The sequence below is a fragment of the Mycoplasma anseris ATCC 49234 genome (assembly GCF_000702805.1).
Lineage (GTDB): Bacteria > Bacillota_I > Bacilli_A > Mycoplasmatales > Metamycoplasmataceae > Metamycoplasma > Metamycoplasma anseris.
On sequence record NZ_JNJX01000013.1, the window covers coordinates 1 to 20,165 of the forward strand.

The 20,165-nt window shown below is 26.7% G+C and carries 16 protein-coding genes; 14 read left to right on the forward strand and 2 right to left on the reverse strand.

Features of this window, described 5'->3' with window-relative positions:
• Positions 1 to 326: 326 nt before the first annotated feature.
• From T401_RS07190 to T401_RS0103010, 13 genes are all read left to right on the forward strand, one after another.
• On the forward strand, positions 327 to 2,156 hold the full coding sequence (locus T401_RS07190) for an MIP family Ig-specific serine endopeptidase (protein WP_052169676.1): 1,830 nt from the start codon (positions 327 to 329) through the stop codon (positions 2,154 to 2,156).
• 9 nt (positions 2,157 to 2,165) lie between these two features.
• The gene (gene mip / locus T401_RS0102955) at positions 2,166 to 4,541 is read left to right on the forward strand and encodes an Ig-specific serine endopeptidase MIP (RefSeq protein WP_033179006.1); all 2,376 of its coding nucleotides are present in this window, start codon (positions 2,166 to 2,168) and stop codon (positions 4,539 to 4,541) included.
• Between the two features lie 8 nt (positions 4,542 to 4,549).
• Positions 4,550 to 7,891 (forward strand): putative immunoglobulin-blocking virulence protein, encoded by a 3,342-nt coding sequence (locus tag T401_RS07195; RefSeq protein WP_033179007.1) that lies wholly within the window; start codon positions 4,550 to 4,552, stop codon positions 7,889 to 7,891.
• Positions 7,881 to 9,329 (forward strand): MSC_0624 family F1-like ATPase-associated membrane protein, encoded by a 1,449-nt coding sequence (locus tag T401_RS07200; RefSeq protein ID WP_033179008.1) that lies wholly within the window; start codon positions 7,881 to 7,883, stop codon positions 9,327 to 9,329. Before T401_RS07195 ends, T401_RS07200 begins: the two co-directional genes overlap by 11 nt.
• Positions 9,310 to 9,822, forward strand: a complete 513-nt coding sequence (locus T401_RS0102970; protein ID WP_033179009.1) for an MSC_0623 family F1-like ATPase-associated protein — start codon at positions 9,310 to 9,312, stop codon at positions 9,820 to 9,822. The genes T401_RS07200 and T401_RS0102970 overlap by 20 nt, the downstream gene beginning before the upstream one ends.
• Positions 9,803 to 10,699 (forward strand): MSC_0622 family F1-like ATPase gamma subunit, encoded by an 897-nt coding sequence (locus T401_RS07205; protein WP_033179010.1) that lies wholly within the window; start codon positions 9,803 to 9,805, stop codon positions 10,697 to 10,699. The genes T401_RS0102970 and T401_RS07205 overlap by 20 nt, the downstream gene beginning before the upstream one ends.
• A complete protein-coding gene (locus tag T401_RS0102980) occupies positions 10,699 to 11,166 on the forward strand; it encodes an MSC_0621 family F1-like ATPase epsilon subunit (RefSeq protein WP_033179011.1) in 468 nt (155 codons plus the stop codon). Before T401_RS07205 ends, T401_RS0102980 begins: the two co-directional genes overlap by 1 nt.
• Positions 11,147 to 13,246: an MSC_0620 family F1-like ATPase-associated subunit gene (locus tag T401_RS07210; RefSeq protein ID WP_033179012.1), complete on the forward strand. Its 2,100-nt coding sequence runs from the start codon at positions 11,147 to 11,149 to the stop codon at positions 13,244 to 13,246. The genes T401_RS0102980 and T401_RS07210 overlap by 20 nt, the downstream gene beginning before the upstream one ends.
• The gene (locus T401_RS0102990; protein WP_033179013.1) at positions 13,246 to 14,772 is read left to right on the forward strand and encodes an MSC_0619 family F1-like ATPase alpha subunit; all 1,527 of its coding nucleotides are present in this window, start codon (positions 13,246 to 13,248) and stop codon (positions 14,770 to 14,772) included. Before T401_RS07210 ends, T401_RS0102990 begins: the two co-directional genes overlap by 1 nt.
• Positions 14,772 to 16,130 carry an MSC_0618 family F1-like ATPase beta subunit gene (locus T401_RS0102995; protein ID WP_033179014.1) on the forward strand — a complete coding sequence of 453 codons (1,359 nt, stop codon included), beginning with the start codon at positions 14,772 to 14,774 and terminating at the stop codon, positions 16,128 to 16,130. Before T401_RS0102990 ends, T401_RS0102995 begins: the two co-directional genes overlap by 1 nt.
• 101 nt (positions 16,131 to 16,231) lie before the next feature.
• On the forward strand, positions 16,232 to 17,665 hold the full coding sequence (proS, locus tag T401_RS07215; RefSeq protein ID WP_033179015.1) for a proline--tRNA ligase: 1,434 nt from the start codon (positions 16,232 to 16,234) through the stop codon (positions 17,663 to 17,665).
• A gap of 10 nt (positions 17,666 to 17,675) precedes the next feature.
• Complete coding sequence (locus T401_RS0103005) at positions 17,676 to 17,978, forward strand: thioredoxin family protein (protein ID WP_033179016.1); 303 nt, start codon at positions 17,676 to 17,678, stop codon at positions 17,976 to 17,978.
• A 30-nt stretch (positions 17,979 to 18,008) separates the two neighbouring features.
• Positions 18,009 to 18,818 carry a Cof-type HAD-IIB family hydrolase gene (locus tag T401_RS0103010; RefSeq protein ID WP_033179017.1) on the forward strand — a complete coding sequence of 270 codons (810 nt, stop codon included), beginning with the start codon at positions 18,009 to 18,011 and terminating at the stop codon, positions 18,816 to 18,818.
• 82 nt (positions 18,819 to 18,900) lie between these two features.
• On the opposite strand, the gene T401_RS0103015 is transcribed toward T401_RS0103010, so the two are convergent.
• Positions 18,901 to 19,224, reverse strand: a complete 324-nt coding sequence (locus tag T401_RS0103015; RefSeq protein ID WP_033179018.1) for a hypothetical protein — start codon at positions 19,222 to 19,224, stop codon at positions 18,901 to 18,903.
• A 183-nt stretch (positions 19,225 to 19,407) separates the two neighbouring features.
• Entirely contained in the window at positions 19,408 to 19,740 is a 333-nt protein-coding gene (locus T401_RS0103020; RefSeq protein ID WP_033179019.1) for a hypothetical protein, read from the reverse strand.
• A 93-nt stretch (positions 19,741 to 19,833) separates the two neighbouring features.
• On the opposite strand from T401_RS0103020, the gene T401_RS07220 reads away from it, so the two are divergent.
• A partial coding sequence (locus tag T401_RS07220) for a hypothetical protein (RefSeq protein WP_211246856.1) occupies positions 19,834 to 20,165 on the forward strand: 332 nt, incomplete at its 3' end.

The following is a 20,165-nucleotide window of genomic DNA, read 5'->3' on the forward strand; positions in this document are numbered from 1 at the left end:
AAGCAAATTGTTTAATGTGTTTTTAATGTTTTGAAATATAAAATCATGTTTAGAACATATGAAGAGCTTACTTTTAAATACATTTTCTAAGCAATATGAATATTATTAAAAACTCTTAGAAAATTAAAGAATTTGAGACTACAATAATCATTATTAAATAGATTTTTGAAGTTTAATTGTAAAAAATAATGAAGAAATTTTGAATATTGCAGTATAAATAAAGGCAAAAAACCAAAGATTTTTTTTTTTTTTTTTTTTTTTTTTTATAATACAATTTTTGTATAGAAATATCATATATTTCTAATTTAAATCAAAAAGGAAAAGAAATGAAAAAAGGATTATTATTAATTTTAGCCACCATATCAACCCCAATTATCGCTTTATCATCAATAGGTTGCAAAACACAAAAACAAGAGGAAGAAAATTTAAAACCAATCAAACCTAAACCAACACCGGAACCAAAACTAGAACCAACGTCAAATCCAACTCCACAACCTAAACCAACTCCAACTCCACAACCTGAACCAACTCCAACTCCACAACCTGAACCAAAACCAACTCCTAGTCCTGAACCTGTTCCTAATCCAAGCCCACAACCAGATAACAATAATGGAAATACAAATTCTAATCCAGGAGAAATTCCAACACCGCCTCCTTTTGTTTTTCCAAATAGTTCAACTGGAAATTCATACCCTGAATATGCTAATAGATATGAAAGTATTAGCATAAATAATAGTAATAAACTACTTAAAACAAGTACCATTTACAAAGAGATTTATGATAGAACTTTCTCAATACAAACTGCAACAAGATTGAATGAAAATATTGATAACAACATTCTTGCTAATGATCAAGGAACTGGATGAATATTGGACTATGCCAAAAACCCTGATAATGAAAATCAATACAAATTATTTGTGGCAACTAACTTACATGTATTAGCAAATTTTAGTAATAGTCAAAATGGGGAATGAAATAAAAAGTTAAATTATCAAGATCCAAGTGGAAATTCTGTAGCTGGCTTCGCCTTAGGGAAAGCAAATATACCCAATAATTATGATTTTGCTAAAGTATATAACAATAAAGAATATGATAAATTTAGCATGCAATATTTTGCAAATTTAAATGAATTAACTGATCCAAACAAAGGATTTAGACAAACTGCAAGACAGACAACATTTATTAATAATTTTTCAAATCCTAAAATAATTTTTGCCGGTTTAGATTTTATTGATAGAGCAAAACTAGAACCTTATCAAGCTAAATTAAAAGCCAAATTCCAAGAATTTAAAAAATCTTATCAAAATGATCCTTATTACAAAAAAATCATTGACTCATTTGAAGAATCTGATCAATTCATTCCTTTTTACACAGATTTTGCCGTCATTGAAATTGATGTTGATTTAACTAATGCTAATGCAACTTTTAAAAACTGAATTTTAAATGGAATTGAAGCTGTAAATCAATATATTCTTAGAATGAAAACAATTACAAATCTTCCAAACTTAGACAAATCAAAGGGTATTATGCCTACGTTAGATTATTTAACTAAAGCAAGGGATTTAGCTAAAAATAACTCGGTAAATGAATTTGCTTTAGATAATGCTAAGGATTTATATATTGCTGGTTATCCAAAAGATGATAATACCTATTTTATGAAAAATAATCCAAAAGAAAGATATAGTGAAAAACTAGTTAGCTATTGAAAAATTAAAAATAATAAAGAGGGTTTTGCTTATTCTACAAATGATGCTTCTAATAAAATGAGCGAAGGTGGTTCTATTTATACGCATGTCTGAAATAGAGTATTAGCTGATCATTATGGCTTTAATTACAATATTAAATTCTCATCATTGTATTATGGAGCATCTGGTAGTGTTGTATATAACGATTTTGGTCAAATTGTTGGAATTTATAATGGTGTTAGTGTAAGAGTTACTTTTGGAGATTTATTACAAACTGCAACATTTGCTCCTTTATTGCAAGCTAATGATATAACTTTAGATAATGGAAACATTATTTATGCTTATAACTTAATTGATGGAACTGATAAATCGATTTATAAATATCAAACTGCTTCATATCGTGAAAATTTAATAAAACTTTATGAAAAAGAAAATTTAAAAACTGCTTTATTCCCAAATGGAATTAAATAAGGAGAAATTATGAAAAAAAATAACAATTTATGAAAATTGCTAACATTATCACCAATTCTTTTTGCTTCCCCAATTGCTTTATTAGCTTCTTCATGTGTAAAACCAAAAGAGGATCCAAAGCCTAAACCAAATCCAAATAATAATCAAGTATTAGATGAAACTTTAAATTCCTTAGTGGATAGTGTTAATGTTGAATTTAATACTGGTGTTGATCGGGAAAATGTTTTAGCTTCTACAGTTGCAAAAAATGATCTGTCATTTAATAATCTAAATGGCACTGAAGTAGAAATTATTAATATTAGTGGAGATGACACTAGCGGGACTTTAAGTATTGTTTTTAATTTAAAACAAGGCAACAAAATTTCAAAACAAAGACAAATTTCTTTAACTGGTTTTCAAATTAAACGGGGCGGAAATAACACTCCAACTTCAAGAATTCCAGGTCAACCTGAAAATTCAAATACCCCTGAGTATCGAAATGCAAGTGTTGTTGAAAAATTTAGATTTGATAATGATGCCTTGAATTCTGCTTTAAAAGCTAAGCTAGCAAATGATTTAGGAAATGAATTTAGTATCCCAGATACTTCTAATGAACTTTATGATGTAAATAGATTTAATAATAATGCTAAATCTACTAAAAATCCAGATTTTGAAAGTTCATATATGAAAAACTGAAGTTTACCAACTAAAGGTGACCAAAAATTAGTTATAAGTCCCCTAGGAACAAGTATTAAAGCAGCTTATTGAGACACTAAATTCTATAATGGCATTTTAGATAGAGGATTGCCAAGATATATTCCTAATGAAAAATATAAAGATATTCTTTTGCAAACATTTGAAATAGGTTTCTTTAATACAAATGATCTATTGAATAATGATCAAAAAGAAGCAGCTAATCATAATTTTTTAGGTACTGGATGGATCATTGATTATCAAATAAGAAATGATAATAAATATCCAACCAAATGATATATTGCCACCAATCTTCATGTTGCTTTGGGATTAGTTAAACAAAATACTAATAGAGGCTTATACCAAAACACTCCAAATATTGAATATGAAAATCGTATTTATCGAGAAAAAGAAGCTGAAATCGAAGGAATAATACAACGTTATAATTTAGCAAAAGCTAAATCAGATGAAAACCCAAACAATGATACTTTAAAACAAGAAGTTAGAAATATAGAATTAGAATATTCAAATAAAGCTAAAGAATTTAAAAAAATTAAAGAAAGCATTATGGGAGAAACAAAAAATATTACTTTATCTCACTTTAATGAATCAACTGCAATTAAACAAGAATTAAAAATTACTTCCAAGGATCCAAATGTAGATGTCTTTCATTTTAAACCTTCTCAAGTTAATTTAATTTATGCTGGAATTAACTTCTTAAATAGTAATCCTTCTTCTTATGTCTCAAATCTAAAAAGAGATGGTTATTCAGATTTCTCAACTTTACAAGAAATGGCTGATTTAGCAATTTTGGAATTTGATTTTGAAAATCCTGAAAATAGCTATTACTTTAATAACAATAATACTAATGGTCCTTTAAATGGTATTGATGCATCTAACTTAGCAAAATTAGCAACTTCTTCTTTTGCTTTATGAGATGAAAAAAGAAAATTTAAGTTAGCTAACTTTGATATTTACCACGAATATGACAAATTAATTAATGAAAAAGTAAATTACAGTTATAAAGACAATAGTTTTACTACCTCGAAAATGAATTTAAATTTTTTAGCTTTAGGTTTTCCAAATGCTTCTTCAGATTACAATCTTAAAAAAGATAATTTAACAGAAAATGACAAAATTTTATTAAACTACACTTCTAGTGTTTGGGTTAATAAAAGAAATGATATTACTAGTTATTTAGAAGATGGCTTAGGTTTAACTAATTCATTATCTTCAAGACCTTTTATTGAAAAACCAGGAATTACTGATTTATTAATTACTAATGCCTCTTTAAATAGCAAAACTGGGTTTATTGTTAATAATTTAAAAGAGAAAAACTCACCACATTTAGGTAATGAATACATTAATTATGGTTTGGGATATAGCTTAAAATCATGAGCGCCTTTATCCGGTGCTTCCGGCTCAAGTGTTAGAGATATTAATAACCGGATTTTGGGAATTAACTTTGCTGTTGAAGGTGGAGGAAATGCTGGAACTTCTTTAATTCAGGCATTAAGAAGTAATGGAATTAATTACCAAGGAACCTATGGTTTATATAATCTTGAGCAATATGATTTAATTTATGGCGGAGGTAGAAATCAAAGATCTTCATATCGAGAAGCATTAAAGGCGTATTATGAAAATCAAAATATTACTACATATTTATTTGGAAATGACCTTGAACACATTCCAGAAGAATTTCAATTTAAATAAGGAGATATATGACAATTGCTAAAAAGAAAAAGATCCTCAAAATTCTTTTATTTACATCCTTAGGAGCGGCTAGTGTTGGGATTATTGGCACATTAATTTATGCCACAAAAAATGCAAATAATGCATCGCAAAACATCAATACCGCTTTTAGAGAAGATGATCCGAAACTAAACAAAAATGATGTTGTTATTAAAAAAGAACAAAATTCCAACACAGATAGTAATTTAACTCCTATTAAAAAAGATGAAATTATTACAACCTTGATTTTTAAACATAATAATGAAATTTTATTTACAAAAAAAGTTAGCCAACCTAAAGATGAAAACACAAAAATCGATATTAAAGCATATATCCCAACAGGATGAATTTTAGATCCAGAATTTTATCCAAATAATGAAATTGAAATTCAAAATGGGAATGAAAACTCTATTCAAATTAAAAAAGAATCTGTTTCATATGAAACATCCATTGTCTTTGTTTTAGATAACAAAGTCTTTTCAACAATAAGCATAAAAACTACCAATAATGAAACAATAGATTTAGAGAAATATATTCCAAAAGGTTATAAATTTAAAGATGATAAGGTTTATAAATTAGAAATTGGTGTTACTAACCGAATCCCAATTGAAAAAATCTTAATCCGGCACACTACAACTTTAATCTATAAATACAATCAAGGAGTTGTAGCAAGAGAGGTAGTAGAAACACTAAATGATGAAAAAATTGATTATTTAAAATATCTACCCAAAGGTTATGAAATTGATAAAAATATTAACAATGAAATCAATATTATTCTTGATAATGAAAACAATATTTTTATAAGACCAAGTGCTATCATTGATCCAAGTATTAATAATCCAGATAAAAAAGATCCAACTGAATTGCCAGAACAACCAGAAGACAAAAATAATGAAATCTATACTCCTGTAAATCCTTCTGAAAAACCAAAAGAAAAAAGTGAAGAAGTGAACAAAATTAAAACTATTTTACGTTTCACTTTATCAACAGATGATTCAGTTATTAGTGAAGTGGAATTAGAAACTTCTGATAATGAAGTGCTTGATTTTAATGTATATGTTCCAACTGGATTCATTATTGATAAAGCCAAATACGCAAGTTCTGAAGGTATACCTACAATTGAAAAAGGCAAAATTAATACTATTTTTATAATTCAAGAAAAAAAGGTGATTACAACTACCTTAAAATTCTTTTTAAATGGTTCACAATTTGGAGAAACTTTAACATTTAAAAGTTTAGAAAACGAACCCCTAAACACTAAACCATCATCAGTTCTACCAGAAGGATACAAATTAGAAGAAAACCAAAATGATGAACTTCAAATTGGAATTGAAAACCGTTTAAACATTACTAAAATCATTTATGAACACACAACTAAAATCTTATTTAAAGAAGGTAATGTTTTAGTTGAAAGTAAATCAATAAAAACAATTGGGGAGGAAACTATTGATGTTCATCGCCATATTCCAAATGGTTATGAACTTGATGAATCTAAACCTTTAAACATTGTTATTGATCAAGAAAATACCATCTACATAAAAAGAATTCCAGCCCCAAAACCTGAACCAAAACCGATTCCAAATCCTAAACCAAACCCCAAACCTGATGTTTCTACTTTAGCTCCAAGAAATACAAGTGGAGTTTATGTAACTTCAAATTACGCGCCCGAAATTAATGAAACTACCATGAAACCAACCAACCCTAAAGCCTTATCAGCCGAAGCAGTCAGAGCTATTGAAAAAGATATAAGTGATTTAGATGACATTTATAATGTTATAAAAGATGTTTCAGATTGAGCTTCATTTGACAAAACTAAATTAAATGAATTAATTAGAAAATTAGGTTTAACAGGACACACGGCAGAAAATTTCAAAGAATTTGTTCACATGTTGTTAAATCCTGAAGATTTTCCGAACTTATACAAGCAAAGAATGTATATGACCAAAACTGAATTTGAAAAAGCAATTAGTGGTTATAAAAGAGATTATATGAAATTTGCTAATAAGGGCATGAAACCGGTGATGGAATTTTGACAACATTGACCTTCTATTAGTGGAGGAGGAGTTTGAACCTATGCCGATGAAGCGGATAACCCTGTTTTAAATAAATACATTGAATTTAATAAAAATAGATACTTCTCAAGTGATTCAAAATGAATGAGAACCTCTGGTGATTTATTAAAAGGAGATTATAAAGGCTGAAATAAAACTGAAGCAACCAAGAATTATGCTGATATTGATACCACAGGATATGACCCATACAATCCAAGAATTCCAAGAGGAGATGGTATTAAAGTTTATGAATACCGTCCAAATGCTGATAATAATACAGTAGCTGATAAAAATCAAAAAATCTATATGGCTTGATTGGATGCTTCAAATCCAAAAGGTTATGCTAAATTCTTGGACTTCATAACTAAACATAAAGAAATTACTGCAGTTACTATTGAGAATATTGGTTTATTGGATAAAAATCAAGAATTTGATTATTTACTAAGTAAATTACCAAATCATGTTAAGAAATTAACACTATTCTTTGAAACATCTAATACTCAATCAATTTCTGCTCTAAAAAACAAACATCTAGATGATGTTGAAATCTTGACCAAGTCACCTAATGTCTCATCATCAAAAGGAATTGAACCATTGTGAGGCATTGATCCAATTGGATTTAGATATACTAAAAACGTTTCTTTTGATTATAATAACAACTCTTCAGGTGAATATGCTTCAAATACAACAAGAGCTGGTTCAATTCAATTCAATATCATTAGACCTTCTGCGAGTGATACTGAAGCTGAAGTTAAAGAAGCATTTAGAATTGCTTATGTAACAAAAAAAGATTGAAAAATTTTCCAAGGTTCTTTTGGAGATGGATCTTGACCTACTTGAATTGATTTATCATTACAACCTAACTTCAGAAGCCTAAAAGGATTAGAATTAGCGAACAAAGTATTTTACAATTTAAAACTACATAATGATTCAGAAATCTTTACTGTAACTAGTGATGACATTCATTTACAACAATGAGATAAACTAATTGTAAGAGGACCTGATCGTGCTAAGTTAACATTTGATAATCCTAATGTGAATGCTTTATATATTAAAGGTTTAGCTTACAATTTACCAGCAAATTACAACCCGCAATTCTTTGGTTTATTTGAAGCCGGTAAAGATGTGTTTGATACATTATATGTGGATAATCAAGCAATGAAAGATGCTATTATGAATACTCAAGCTTGAAGATCGTTTGGATCACATTTCAGAAATGGCATTAGAATTATTGAATCTTCAAATAATGATAATTCAGGAGATTTAGACAATGGAATCTAATACAAAAAAACAAAAACCATATAAACAAATTTATGAATATTTGGTTTTTGTCCTTAGTTTTGTTTTTATCTTAACTTTATTATTTAGTTCTAATCAATTAGTTGGAGATAATTATTTCAAAAACTATTTTACTTCCAACCCCAAACATTTTGGTTCTGAATATGTTTTTGACTTTACAACTAATGGATATAAATCGATTAACTTTGTTATTTTAACTAACTATATTGTTTTTGCAACTACCCTAATTGTTAGTTTATATCTAGGTTTTCGAAATATTAAAAGAAACATTATTAAAAGCATTTATTATTTACCTTGATTAATTGGGTATTTAACCATCGCTTTAATTACTTTAATTGTTAATCTAGTTTGAATCGATTTATCACCTATTTCAATATTCAAAAAATCCTTTATTTTTATTGCCTTATTATTCTTTAACAATCTTTTTAACATCTTTAATGTTATTAAAGCAAAAAAAATCCAAGCAATCAACAAACAAAAATTAAGAGCCTTTATTATTAAAATCATTTTTGAAATCGTTTTAATATCAAGCTTAATGGCAATCTTTTGATTATTTATTAAAGATAACCAAACTAATCCTGAAAATTTATTTCAATTAAATTCATTTGGTTTTCAATTACAAAAAACCATTAATTCAAGAAGTTTTGTATCATTTATCAGTATTTTAGGCATTTGCATCTTTAGTTTAATCTGAATCATTTCTTCAATAATCTTTAATTTCAATTTTAAACAAATAAAAACCGAATTAAAGAATCATTTAAATTTTGTTGTTCCAATTTATTTAGCCACTTTTATTTATATGATAATAAAAGTATTCTTAATAAATTATGAACATAGTATTTTAATTGGTATTAAGATTACTAATCTAAATTATTTACCATTTGTTATGTCCTTATTAGTTAATATACTAATTTCAATTGGTTTCGGGCTATTTCTTTATTTAAAAATTAATAAACAAAATAAGAATTTAAACATTACTAATTTTGTATATTCAATTGTTAATATTTCAATCTTAATTAATGGAACCATTTTAAGAATCTACAATCTTGATAATCTAAATAATACAATGGCAATATTGTTTTCAGTATCATTTATTTTTATCAGTTATTTATTGATTCATTATTCAAATAAAACGATTCAAAGAAGTTCTTATTTAGTATTGATTTTAATAAGTGTTTCATTAATGATAATGGGCTTATTCCAAATATTTGAAGTTTCTTTACTTGCTCATCAAAACACTTCATTAGAAGGTATCCCAACTCCGTATAAAATTGTTGATATTCTAGCAATAGCCAATATTGCAATCATCATTATGAATTTAATTTACAATGTTTCAAAATGACTAAAATCATCAATTATTATTTTCAAAAACAAAAAGAAATTACAAGAAGAAGGTAATTATGAAATGCAAACAAAATAAAAAAGAAATTCAAGAACTAGAAGCTTATAAAAAACAAGTTTTTCAAAATTGAGATGAAATAATATTAAAGCCTAATTTTGTTAGCTTTGAAGCTTTTAATAACCAATTTTTTGTAATGAATAATTTAAATAAAGAAGAGGCAGAATATCATAAATTCATTAAAGAATTAAAAGCTAATCTCGATGCCAAAAATGATATTTGTTTTACTAAATTTGTTATTCATTTTACAAGGGATTTAAGATTTAGTTTAACCGATTTAGTTCCTGAAGTTAAATTAGTTGAAGCAAGCAATGTAATTTCTTTTTATGCTTATGATTTAAAAGATTTAAGATCAATTAAAAATCGTTTTCAAGAATTATTTTACACATTGATTAATAATGGTTTTATAGTAGAAATTGTTCCAAATATAGCTATTTTTCAAAGCAAAGAAGTCAATAAAACTAAACTTGTTTTCGGAAGTGATTTATTATATAATGAACCTAAAGAAAATTAGAACTAAAATTGATACTACTAATTCCATTTTAAAAATTATTGAATCTAAAAAAAACATTACTTTAATAAATATTTTGAAACTAACAAAGGAAATTAATTTTTATTATCAAAGGGCAAAGGAATCAAAATACTTAATTGAATCGCTTGATAAATATTATGAAATTTCTCACCCGCTAATTACCCAAAAAATTTCTTTTCTAAATGTTTTTAAAAAAACAAATAAGACTAAAAAAGCTTTATGAGTTTTTGTTACTGAAAAAGAGCAATATGAAACCAACTCATATAGTAAACATGAAAAAATATTGAAAGAAAAATTCAATGTTAAAACGGATTTTATGATTGCAATCGGAAAAAGAGCCATTGATTTTGCCAAGGTCAATAATTTTAATGTAGTTTATAGTGCATTAGAAAATAATGTGGCCGATTTGGCTTTGTATTTACCTAATTTCATTGAAATTTTTGCTACTAATCAAAAAATCAATGGAATAAATTTCTTGATTAACTCTTCTAAAATTAAGCAAAATTACTTGTCAATTTTGCCACTAGAAAATTTCTCATTTGATTTCAAACATCAAAAGCCAACCCCAATTGAACAAATAAAAATTAACAAATTAAATATTCTACCTAATCTTGATAACTTTATTGAATCAGAAATGCATTCTTATTTAACATACATCACTTTAACCTTGCTTTCTGAATCAGCTTTAATTAATGAAAAATATACCTTAGTTGAACAAAATAAGACAATCAATAAATTAGAAGACAAAATAGGTTCATTAAGACTTTCGTTATTAAGAGCTAAAAGAGAATTGGAAGTAGAACAAATTTCATTATTAACTAAGAAAAAGGACATTCTTCATGAAAAGGAGGATAAATAATGGAATTATTATTTATTTCTCAAAATAACATTAAGGTTAAATATGAAATTAAACAACTTTATCTTAATAATAATTTAGAAGATAGTTGATACCCCTTAAAAAACAATTCTGTTGCTAGTTTTAAACAAGTGTTTTTCAAGATTATTTTAGAAACTAATGAAACAAAATACTTTATTTTAAAAAATGTTTTTATTTCATACTTAGATAAAAATATTGTTATTCGTTTTTCTGATCAATTTAATGTCTATATTACTAACAAAGACCAAACAGTATTAAAAACTAATAAAGCTAAATTAAACGAATTAAGAGCCAAAGCTAAATATCTAGAAGCAACCTTAGCTTTGGACTTAGATTTGAAAAATGAAACTGAATTTAGTGTCCTAAAAAGTAAAATTTTTAAATTAACAGCCATTACATATTTTGATTTAGCCAAAGAAGGAGTGATAAATGAAAAAAAGGTGAAATAATTTTTTAAAATTATCTGCTTTTAGTGTTCCTTTCTTGCCGATTGTTGTTCTTTCAGCAAGCAATGAAACTAATAGCACTGAAACAGAAACTCCTAAAACTCCTGATCCAAATTTTGCTACTTTTAAAGAAAAAGCAAAAACCTTATCAAAAGAAAAAATGGCTGAAATCATTGATGATGTTGTAGAAAAATACACAAATCACAGTATTAATTTATTAAAAGGTGCTTCTAATGAAGATTTACCTAATTTATTAACAAAAAGTATTTATTATTCAAAAGTTGCTGATTTCTTAAAAAATAACAAAGACCAAATAATTGAAAACCCAGGTCAATATGGTTGAAACATTGTGTTCCCATGAATTATTAGTAGTAATAATACATATAATAAAGGAGAAGCAGTTTTTGAAGGCATTACTTATGACAATATTGCTATTGGGGACCCATATGATTATGTTAATGAAATTACTGGTGAAGAAAATAGAATTACTAAAAAAGAAGATGGAGTTATTAATACCATTAATGAAAAGGGTTTAGAAGATAAAATTAATTCTTATTTCAATGATTTCAAAATAGCAAGTGAGGATATCTTTGCTAATAATGAAGATTTTCCTACCCTTGAAGAAACTAATAAAACTTCAGTAATTTGAAATAAAAAAGACAATAAAGCTGATTTAGAAATTCCAAATGGTTTTAGTTCTTGAAATGAATATTTATTAGACAAATTTAAGAAACGTACCACTGCATTTGACTTAGCTAAAAACCAAGAAAATAATGAAGACCCAAATAAGCCAAAACCCAAACCAGAAGCCAAACCAGAATTACCACCTATTATTCCAACTGACCCTGTTGAAGCTCCTAATTTTAATGTAAAAATTGGAAAAGAAAATATTGCTAGATTAAATCCCATTTTAAAATACAATCAAATTGATTCGACATACACTCACTGAAAAACAGCTTTAAGTGCTAATAAGGAAAATGCAAGTAATTTATATTTCTTTTTTGATAATCCTATAAACACAAGATTCCATTATTTGGTTACCGATGTTGACACTGATAATCAAGCAAACATTTATCTATATGACATTAACCGCGAATCAAATAGTAAAGAATATAAAGAGCCCATTCTAACATTGCCACAAAAGGCTAATGAATCAAATGATGAATATTATCAAAGAGCATCGCAATATCTTTTAGGCAGAGAAGCATTTTCGAATATTATTAAATATCATTATTTAAATTTCTATAAATCATTAGGTTTAGATGAAAATATTTTATTAATTAATTTAGGCAATACTTTAATTTCATCAGCAGTATTTAACATGATGTTTGATGCGATAAAAATTATTAATGGTGAAAACTTTATAAAAACTCGTGATGCTTTAATCAATAAATATAAAAAAGATATTAAGGCGCCTGAAATTGAAAAAAATATTAATTCTAGTTTTTATAAAGAAGTAAGTGATTTATTTTTAAATGCTTTATTTTATTCACAAATTAACCAAACTAATTATTTTACATATTTAGCCGCTTCATATAAAATGCTTTATTATAAATATTTTGAATATATCCGATCAATTGAACCAATGATTATTGATAATTTCAAAAAAGCTGATTTAAATATTGAAAAATTTGAATTATCTTTAAGAAGCTTAATTCAAAATATTGAATATTTCAAAGGTTATAGCCTTAATCCTAAGACTAATATGCTAAATGCTTATTATAAAACTTTAGATCAAATTAAATTTATTCAAAGCCAATTTAGAAATCTAAGTTATTTGACTAAAAATAATGAATTAGATCTAAATAATGAACCAAATCTACTTGAATTTAAACAAGCTTATGAAAAATTAAATTTACAAATCTATCAACAACCAAAAACTAATAAACAGGTTTTAAATATTTTTGGTTATTCTCTGCTTACAATTTCAATTTTAATCTTGATTTTAGCAATAACTTTAAATGTTATTAAAAACAAAACTAAAAACACTTCTTTAAAAAGTAAATCTAAAATTGCTTATGGATTTGCAATTTCAATGTTTATAATTGCTACCTTATTATTAATACTTGGAGGTATTTTATAATGAATAAACCTAAAATAAGTGCTATATTTGACTATATTGTCGAACTTTCTGGTGAATTTAATTATCACCAAAACCAATTATTTAATATCGAGCAAAAAGCAAGTATTAATAATAAAATGCTTGTTATTTCTGCTTCAAATAACAAGGCTTATTGTTTAACTAATGGCGAAATTGATAATTTCCAAATTGGCAAGGAAGTTCATGCTTCTAAAGAAAACAATGAAATTAAAACAGCTAAGGAATTTTATGGGAAAATAGTTTCTATTAATGGAAATATCTTATTCCCTAAAAATAATGAAAAATTAAGTTATCTAGATGCTACTTCAACTGCTTTTAATAAGCCAAATGAATTATTGCAATATGATAATTTAACTGAACAATTAAATACTGGCTATATTTCAGTTGATTTATTGATTCCAATTGGCAAGGGCCAACGTGAATTAATTATTGGTGATAGAAAAACTGGAAAAACCTTTATTGCTTTAAACACTATTATTAATCAAAGAAATAAAAATGTAAAATGTATTTATGTAGGAATTGGAAAACAACATTCTCAAATTGCTGATGTATACCAAATTTTAAAAACTCATAAAGCTTTAGATTACACTATTATTTTCAATGCAGAAGCCAACAATCCTTATGACCAATATTTAGCACCATATGTAGCAATGGCTCATGCTGAAAATATTGCTAAGGAAAATGATGTTTTAATAGTGTTTGATGACTTAACTAACCATGCCAATATTTTTAGAGAAATCGCTTTATTAACTAATAAACCAGTTGGAAAAGAAGCTTTTCCTGGTGATATGTTCTTTGCTCATTCAAGACTATTAGAAAGAGCTGGTAAATTCAACAACAAGAAATCAATTACTGCTTTACCAATCTTACAAACTATTGAAAATGACATTACTTCTTTAATTGCTTCCAATGTGATTTCAATTACTGATGGGCAAATTGTAACTAATAATGAATTATTTGCAAATAATAAATTGCCAGCTATTGATATTGATTTATCAGTAAGTAGAATTGGTGGTGGAGTTCAAAAATCTCACATTTCTAAAGTTGCTTCAGAAATTGGAAAAATTTACAAATTATACAAACACCAAACTAAATTAGCTAGCTTAAAATATGATTTAAATGAAGAAACAAATTCATTAATTAATAATGGAATATTAGTAGAAAATATGTTTAATCAACATGGGGTATCAATTTATTCAGAAAAAACAATTTATTTAACTTCTAAATTAATTGCCTGAAATATTTTAAAAGATGTTTCTGATGTTCCTTTGGCTTTAAAATTCATTGATAAATTAGTGGAAATCGATGAAATTGCTAAAAAATTATACACAAACCTAATTTATCAAAAAAGTAGTGATGAAGAAATGGTTAAAGATTATTTTGCTTTTGTATTAAATGAATATGCTAAATTTAAAAAACTGGATTGAACATTACCTATTAAAAGAGATTTTGTTGCTTTATCAAATGAAATATTGACTAAGATTGATAATTTAATGGAGGTTAAATAATGAGTGCTTTTATTTCTAAAATTTGAACTGATGTTGTTGAAATAACTTTTAGCAAAGAAGAATTACCTAAAATTAATACAATCTTAATTGATAAAGAAAATCAAAATGTCTATCTAGTTAAAAAGATTATTGATGATACAAAACTTTTTGCTGTTATTATTAAAAGCGAAAAGAATATTACAATCAATGATCAAGTAAAAAATACCAAAAAATCTTTTGTTGTTCCAGTAGGTCAAAAAACAAAAGGACACATCTTTAATTGCTTGGGTGATGTATTGGATGTTGAAGAAATACAAACTGAAACAGTTGAATTAGATTCAACTATTATTAGCAATGATAATTTCTCTTTAACTCCTCAAATTCTTGAAACTGGAATTAAGGCAATCGATTTCTTTATTCCAATCCTAAAAGGTTCAAAAATTGGGATTTTTGGTGGAGCCGGGGTCGGAAAAACTGTTTTAATGAAAGAAATTATTTTTAATCTTTCTCAAAAAGAAAAAAAGACAAGTTCAATCTTTATTGGAGCTGGAGAACGTTCTAGAGAGGGGGTTGAATTATACAAAGATTTAAAATCATCAGATTTAATGAAAAACTCAATCATGTATATTTCTAGAATGAATGAAGTTGCTGGTTCGAGAATGAGTATTGTCCCTGTTGGTGTTACTGCAGCTGAATATCTAAGAGATCATGAAAAAGAAAACGTATTGCTATTTATTGATAATATCTTTAGATACTTACAAGCTGGTAATGAAATTTCAGCTTCTTTAGACAAAAAACCTTCATTAGGTGGTTATCAATCTACCTTAAACACTGAAATTTCTAGTGTGGAAAATCGTTTATTTAGTAATGAAAATGGGTCAATTACTTCTTTCCAAACCGTCTTTTTACCAATGGATGATCTTTCAGATCCATCAGCAATTGCTGTCTTTAATCATTTAAATGGGTCATTAGTGTTATCAAGAGAAGTATCTGCTAGAAATATTTTCCCAGCTTTTGATGCCTTAGAATCAAGCTCATCAAGCGTTGATTTAAATATTATTGGCCTTCGTCATTATAATGCTATTTTAGAAACTAAAAAAATAATGCAAAGGTATAAAGAACTAGAAGATGTTATTTTAATTCTTGGATTTGATGAATTAGATGATGAATCAAAAATTATTGTTACTAAAGCATTACAATTACAAAACTTCTTTTCACAATACTTCTTTACTACTGAGCATTTTACTCATGAAAAAGGAGTTTATGTTCCTTTAAACAAAACTTTAGATTCAGTAGAAAGAATTTTAAGAGGTGAATTTTTGGAAATAAATCCTTCAAAATTCTTATACATTGATTCAGTTGATTCTTTAAAAAAATAACCGTTTAAACAAGCAAATTCTCTTGCTTGTTTTTTTATTTCAAATGTTTAACAAAACAATTTTAAATAATATATTGTAAAACAATATAAAATATTAAAGATATGAAGAAATTAGACAAAATTACACCACAAAATGAAGATTTTGCCAGATGATACACCGACGTTATTAAAAATGGTGATTTAATGGCTTATGGAGCAAGTAAAGGTTCGATTATTTTTAAACCATTGTCTTTTGGAATTTGAGATAACATCAGATTAGCCTTAGACAAAAAATTTAAAACCAAAAACGTTCAAAACGTTTATTTACCTTTATTGATTCCAGAAAGTTTGTTGCAAAAAGAAAAAGATCATTTAGAAGGTTTTAATCCTGAATTAGCAACTATTACTGAAGTGGGAGGTAAAAAATTAAATGAAAAATTCTATATTAGACCTACTTCAGAAACCTTATTTGGCGATTTTTTTAAAAATGAGATTGAATCACACAACGATTTACCTTTAATTTATAATCAATGAGTTAATGTACTTCGTTGAGAAAAAACTACCAATCCTTTTTTAAGAACTAGAGAGTTTTTATGACAAGAAGGTCATACAATGCATGCTAATTCATTAGAAGCAATTACTTTAACTAAGGAAATGTTGAAAGTTTATGAAGACTTTTTAAAAGAGTATTTAGCATTACCAGTTTTATCTGGACAGAAAACAGAACATGAAAAATTTTCAGGAGCTGAATTTACTTTAACTGTTGAAGCAATGATGAAAGATAAAAAAGCATTGCAAGCTGGCACAAGCCATTATTTAGGACAGAACTTTACAAAACCATTTAACATTTCATTTAAGAATAAAGACAACCAGCAGGAATTTGCTTATGGGACAAGTTGGGGAGTATCTACTAGATTATTAGGTGCTTTAATCATGACTCATGGAGATGATCGAGGAATTATCATTCCTCCTAAAATTGCTCCTACACAAATTGATTTTATTGAATTGTTTGCCAATAAAAATGAATCGATTCATTTAAAAGCAAAAGAATTAGTTAATCAATTGCTTGAAAATGATCTATTGGTGAAATTAGATGATAGTGATAAAGGACCTGGTTTTAAAGCCGCTAATAGTGAAATCCATGGAACTCCTTTAAGAATTGAATTAGGACCTAAAGATTTAGAAAATAACAATGTTGTTTTAATAAGAAGAGATACTTTAGAAAGAAAAGTAGTCGCTATTGATGATATTGTTAAAGAAGCCAAAAACTTATTAAATGATATTCAAGAAAATTTATACAACAAAGCTAAAGAAAGACTAAATTCTAATTTTGTTGAAGTTTCTACATATGAAGAATTCAAAGAAGTGATTGCAAGTGGAAAATGAGTTTTAGCACCTTTTGATGGTGATGGTGAAATTGAAAAAATCATTAAAGAAGAAACTGGGGCTACAACTAGATGTATTCCCTTCCAATTACCAATTGAAATTAAAAATGACAAATGCTTCTATACTAAGAAGAAAACTAACCGTTTTGTAGCATTTGCTAAAGCTTATTAAGGAGAGAATTATGATTACAAAAACAAACAAAAAAGACTTAGATAAAAAATATCTTGAAGGCAAAGCTATTTTAGCCTTTAGAGCAACATGATGCCCTCCATGCCAAATGATGGGACCAGAATTACAAAGATTAGCAGACGAACATGCTGATATTAATGTTTATGATATTGATGTTGATGAAAACATTGAATTCGCAAGAGAAATGAAAGTAAACGGCATTCCTTCATTATTCCTATATGAAAATGGTAATTTCATTGAGAATGTTACTGGTTATTTACCAGCCGAAGAATTACTTAAAAAATTTAATAAATAGTGTGCTTGGCACTCTATTTTTATATTACTAATGAAACTAAATTTTCAACCCAAAGCTTATTTTATTGACTTAGATGGAACTACCTTAGATTGCCCAAAAACTGAAGCCAGAATTAGTGAAGAAAACATTAATGCCATTAGAACTTTAAATGATAAAAATATTCCAGTTGTGATTGCTACCGGTAGAAGTAATTCCCCTTTTGTAATGGATTTGGCAAAGAAATTTAATAGCCCATTTGTCATTTGCCAAAATGGTGGAATTATTGTTAATCAACATAATAATGTCTTAAAAACAAATGAAATGCAAAAAGACACAGTCTTAGAAATTATCGAAATTTTAAAAGAAGAAAAAATGTGTTTTATTATCAATAGTGGCGACACAATTTATGGTCCAACGACCAAAATTAAAATGATTAGACCTTGGGCTAAAAAAATGAATACTTATACTTATGAAGAAATTCCACAAATTACTAATTCAACCAAAATTTTAACTTTTGGAAAAAACAAAAAAGGAATTTTAAAATTAAGAGATCGCTTAGCTAAGAAGTTTATCAATATTTCTCAACATGTTGTATCAAGGGGATATTCAATTGAAATCAATGATGAAAATGCCACAAAAGGAATTGCTGATCGTTTTGTATGCCAATTGTTAAATATCAACCCCAACCAAGCAGTTCATGTCGGAGATAGTGGTAATGACACAACTTCAATCAATCATATTGGTGCTTTTATATGCATGAAAAATGGTTTAAAAAACATAAGAAGACAAGCCCATTTAATTGGACCTCATTACAAAAAGGCTGGGATTGCTAAATTATTTAAAGAACTTAATTCAATATAATCCGCATAAATGTTTGCATAAATTAAAAGTTGACAAACAAAAGTCAACTTTTAATTTAAAGCAATTACAATTAGTTCAATAACTATATATTAATTCCGGCTGATTTTAATAAAGATATTGCCGCATCAATTAATTGAATAGATGCTTCTGCTTGTTGATCAGTCATTTCATCAAAATTAGTTGTTTTTAATTGCTTTTCCATTTCTTCAATTCTAGTTTTTAATAATTCTTTTGTTTTTGGATCAGAAGAATCATTAGCAAAATAGTTTTTTAATCTTGATAAATAATCTTGAGTTTTTAATTTTGCTTCTTTTTGTTTACTTTTGGCACATGAAATCATAGCGATAGGCATAACACATACTGCTAATGATCCAAGCCCGATAAATAATTTGCTTGACTTTTTCATAATTCCTTACCTTTTGTTTAATTTTTGTATTTCTATTATAATTTTATTATTTTTAATTGTATTTGTAAGAAGATACTAAAAATACTTATTCATTAATTTGAATTTAATATTGAAGGTTATTAGTGCTTTGTTAATGAAAAAATAATTTAAAAACAGAGGCTAATAACTTTAAAATTAGCTTTGTTATATTTTACAAATTAATACCAGCATTTTTCAGTCATTTATTTTAGTGTTGATTTGATCTATGATACTTTGAGCTCCAGAATCACTAACTTTAGAATAATCTATCATATTATTTTCAGCTTCAAATTTTTTTGCTGCCAATTCAAGAAGTTGTTTTAATTCAGGGTCCATATTTGGATTATTTTTTAGATAGGATTTCATTCTTAATAGGTAATCCCTTGCTTTGAATTTTGCTTCTTTTTGTTTACCACTTACACATGAAATCATAGCAATTGGCATAATGCAAGCCATTAATGAACCTAAACCTATAAATATTTTCTTTGATTTTTCCATATTTTGTTATTTTTTCTTCTTTAATATTTGTCATCATTATGTACAGCGATCATTATTAAACCGACAAATGTTAATATTCATAATATTGGAAATATGAATCCTACAAATAAACCTACAAGTGATAATATCTTAGCTGTTGTATGAGAAGTTTTAACTGCAGCAATAATGGTTAAAATGAATTCTGTTATTCCTAATAATACAGCAGTCCCAACAACTAATATACCAATTAAACTACCAAAATTAAAAGCTACATCAGCAGAAGCTTCATTAGCAGACCCTGCGGCCAAAAGCATAATAGCAAAGACAGCAACAACAATAAATAATATAAATGATATTGGGCCTATAACTAAGCTTGCTATTGATAGTTTTCTTGATGTACTATTCATTAGCAACCCTCCTTTCCTTGTTAATAGGCCTAATTATAT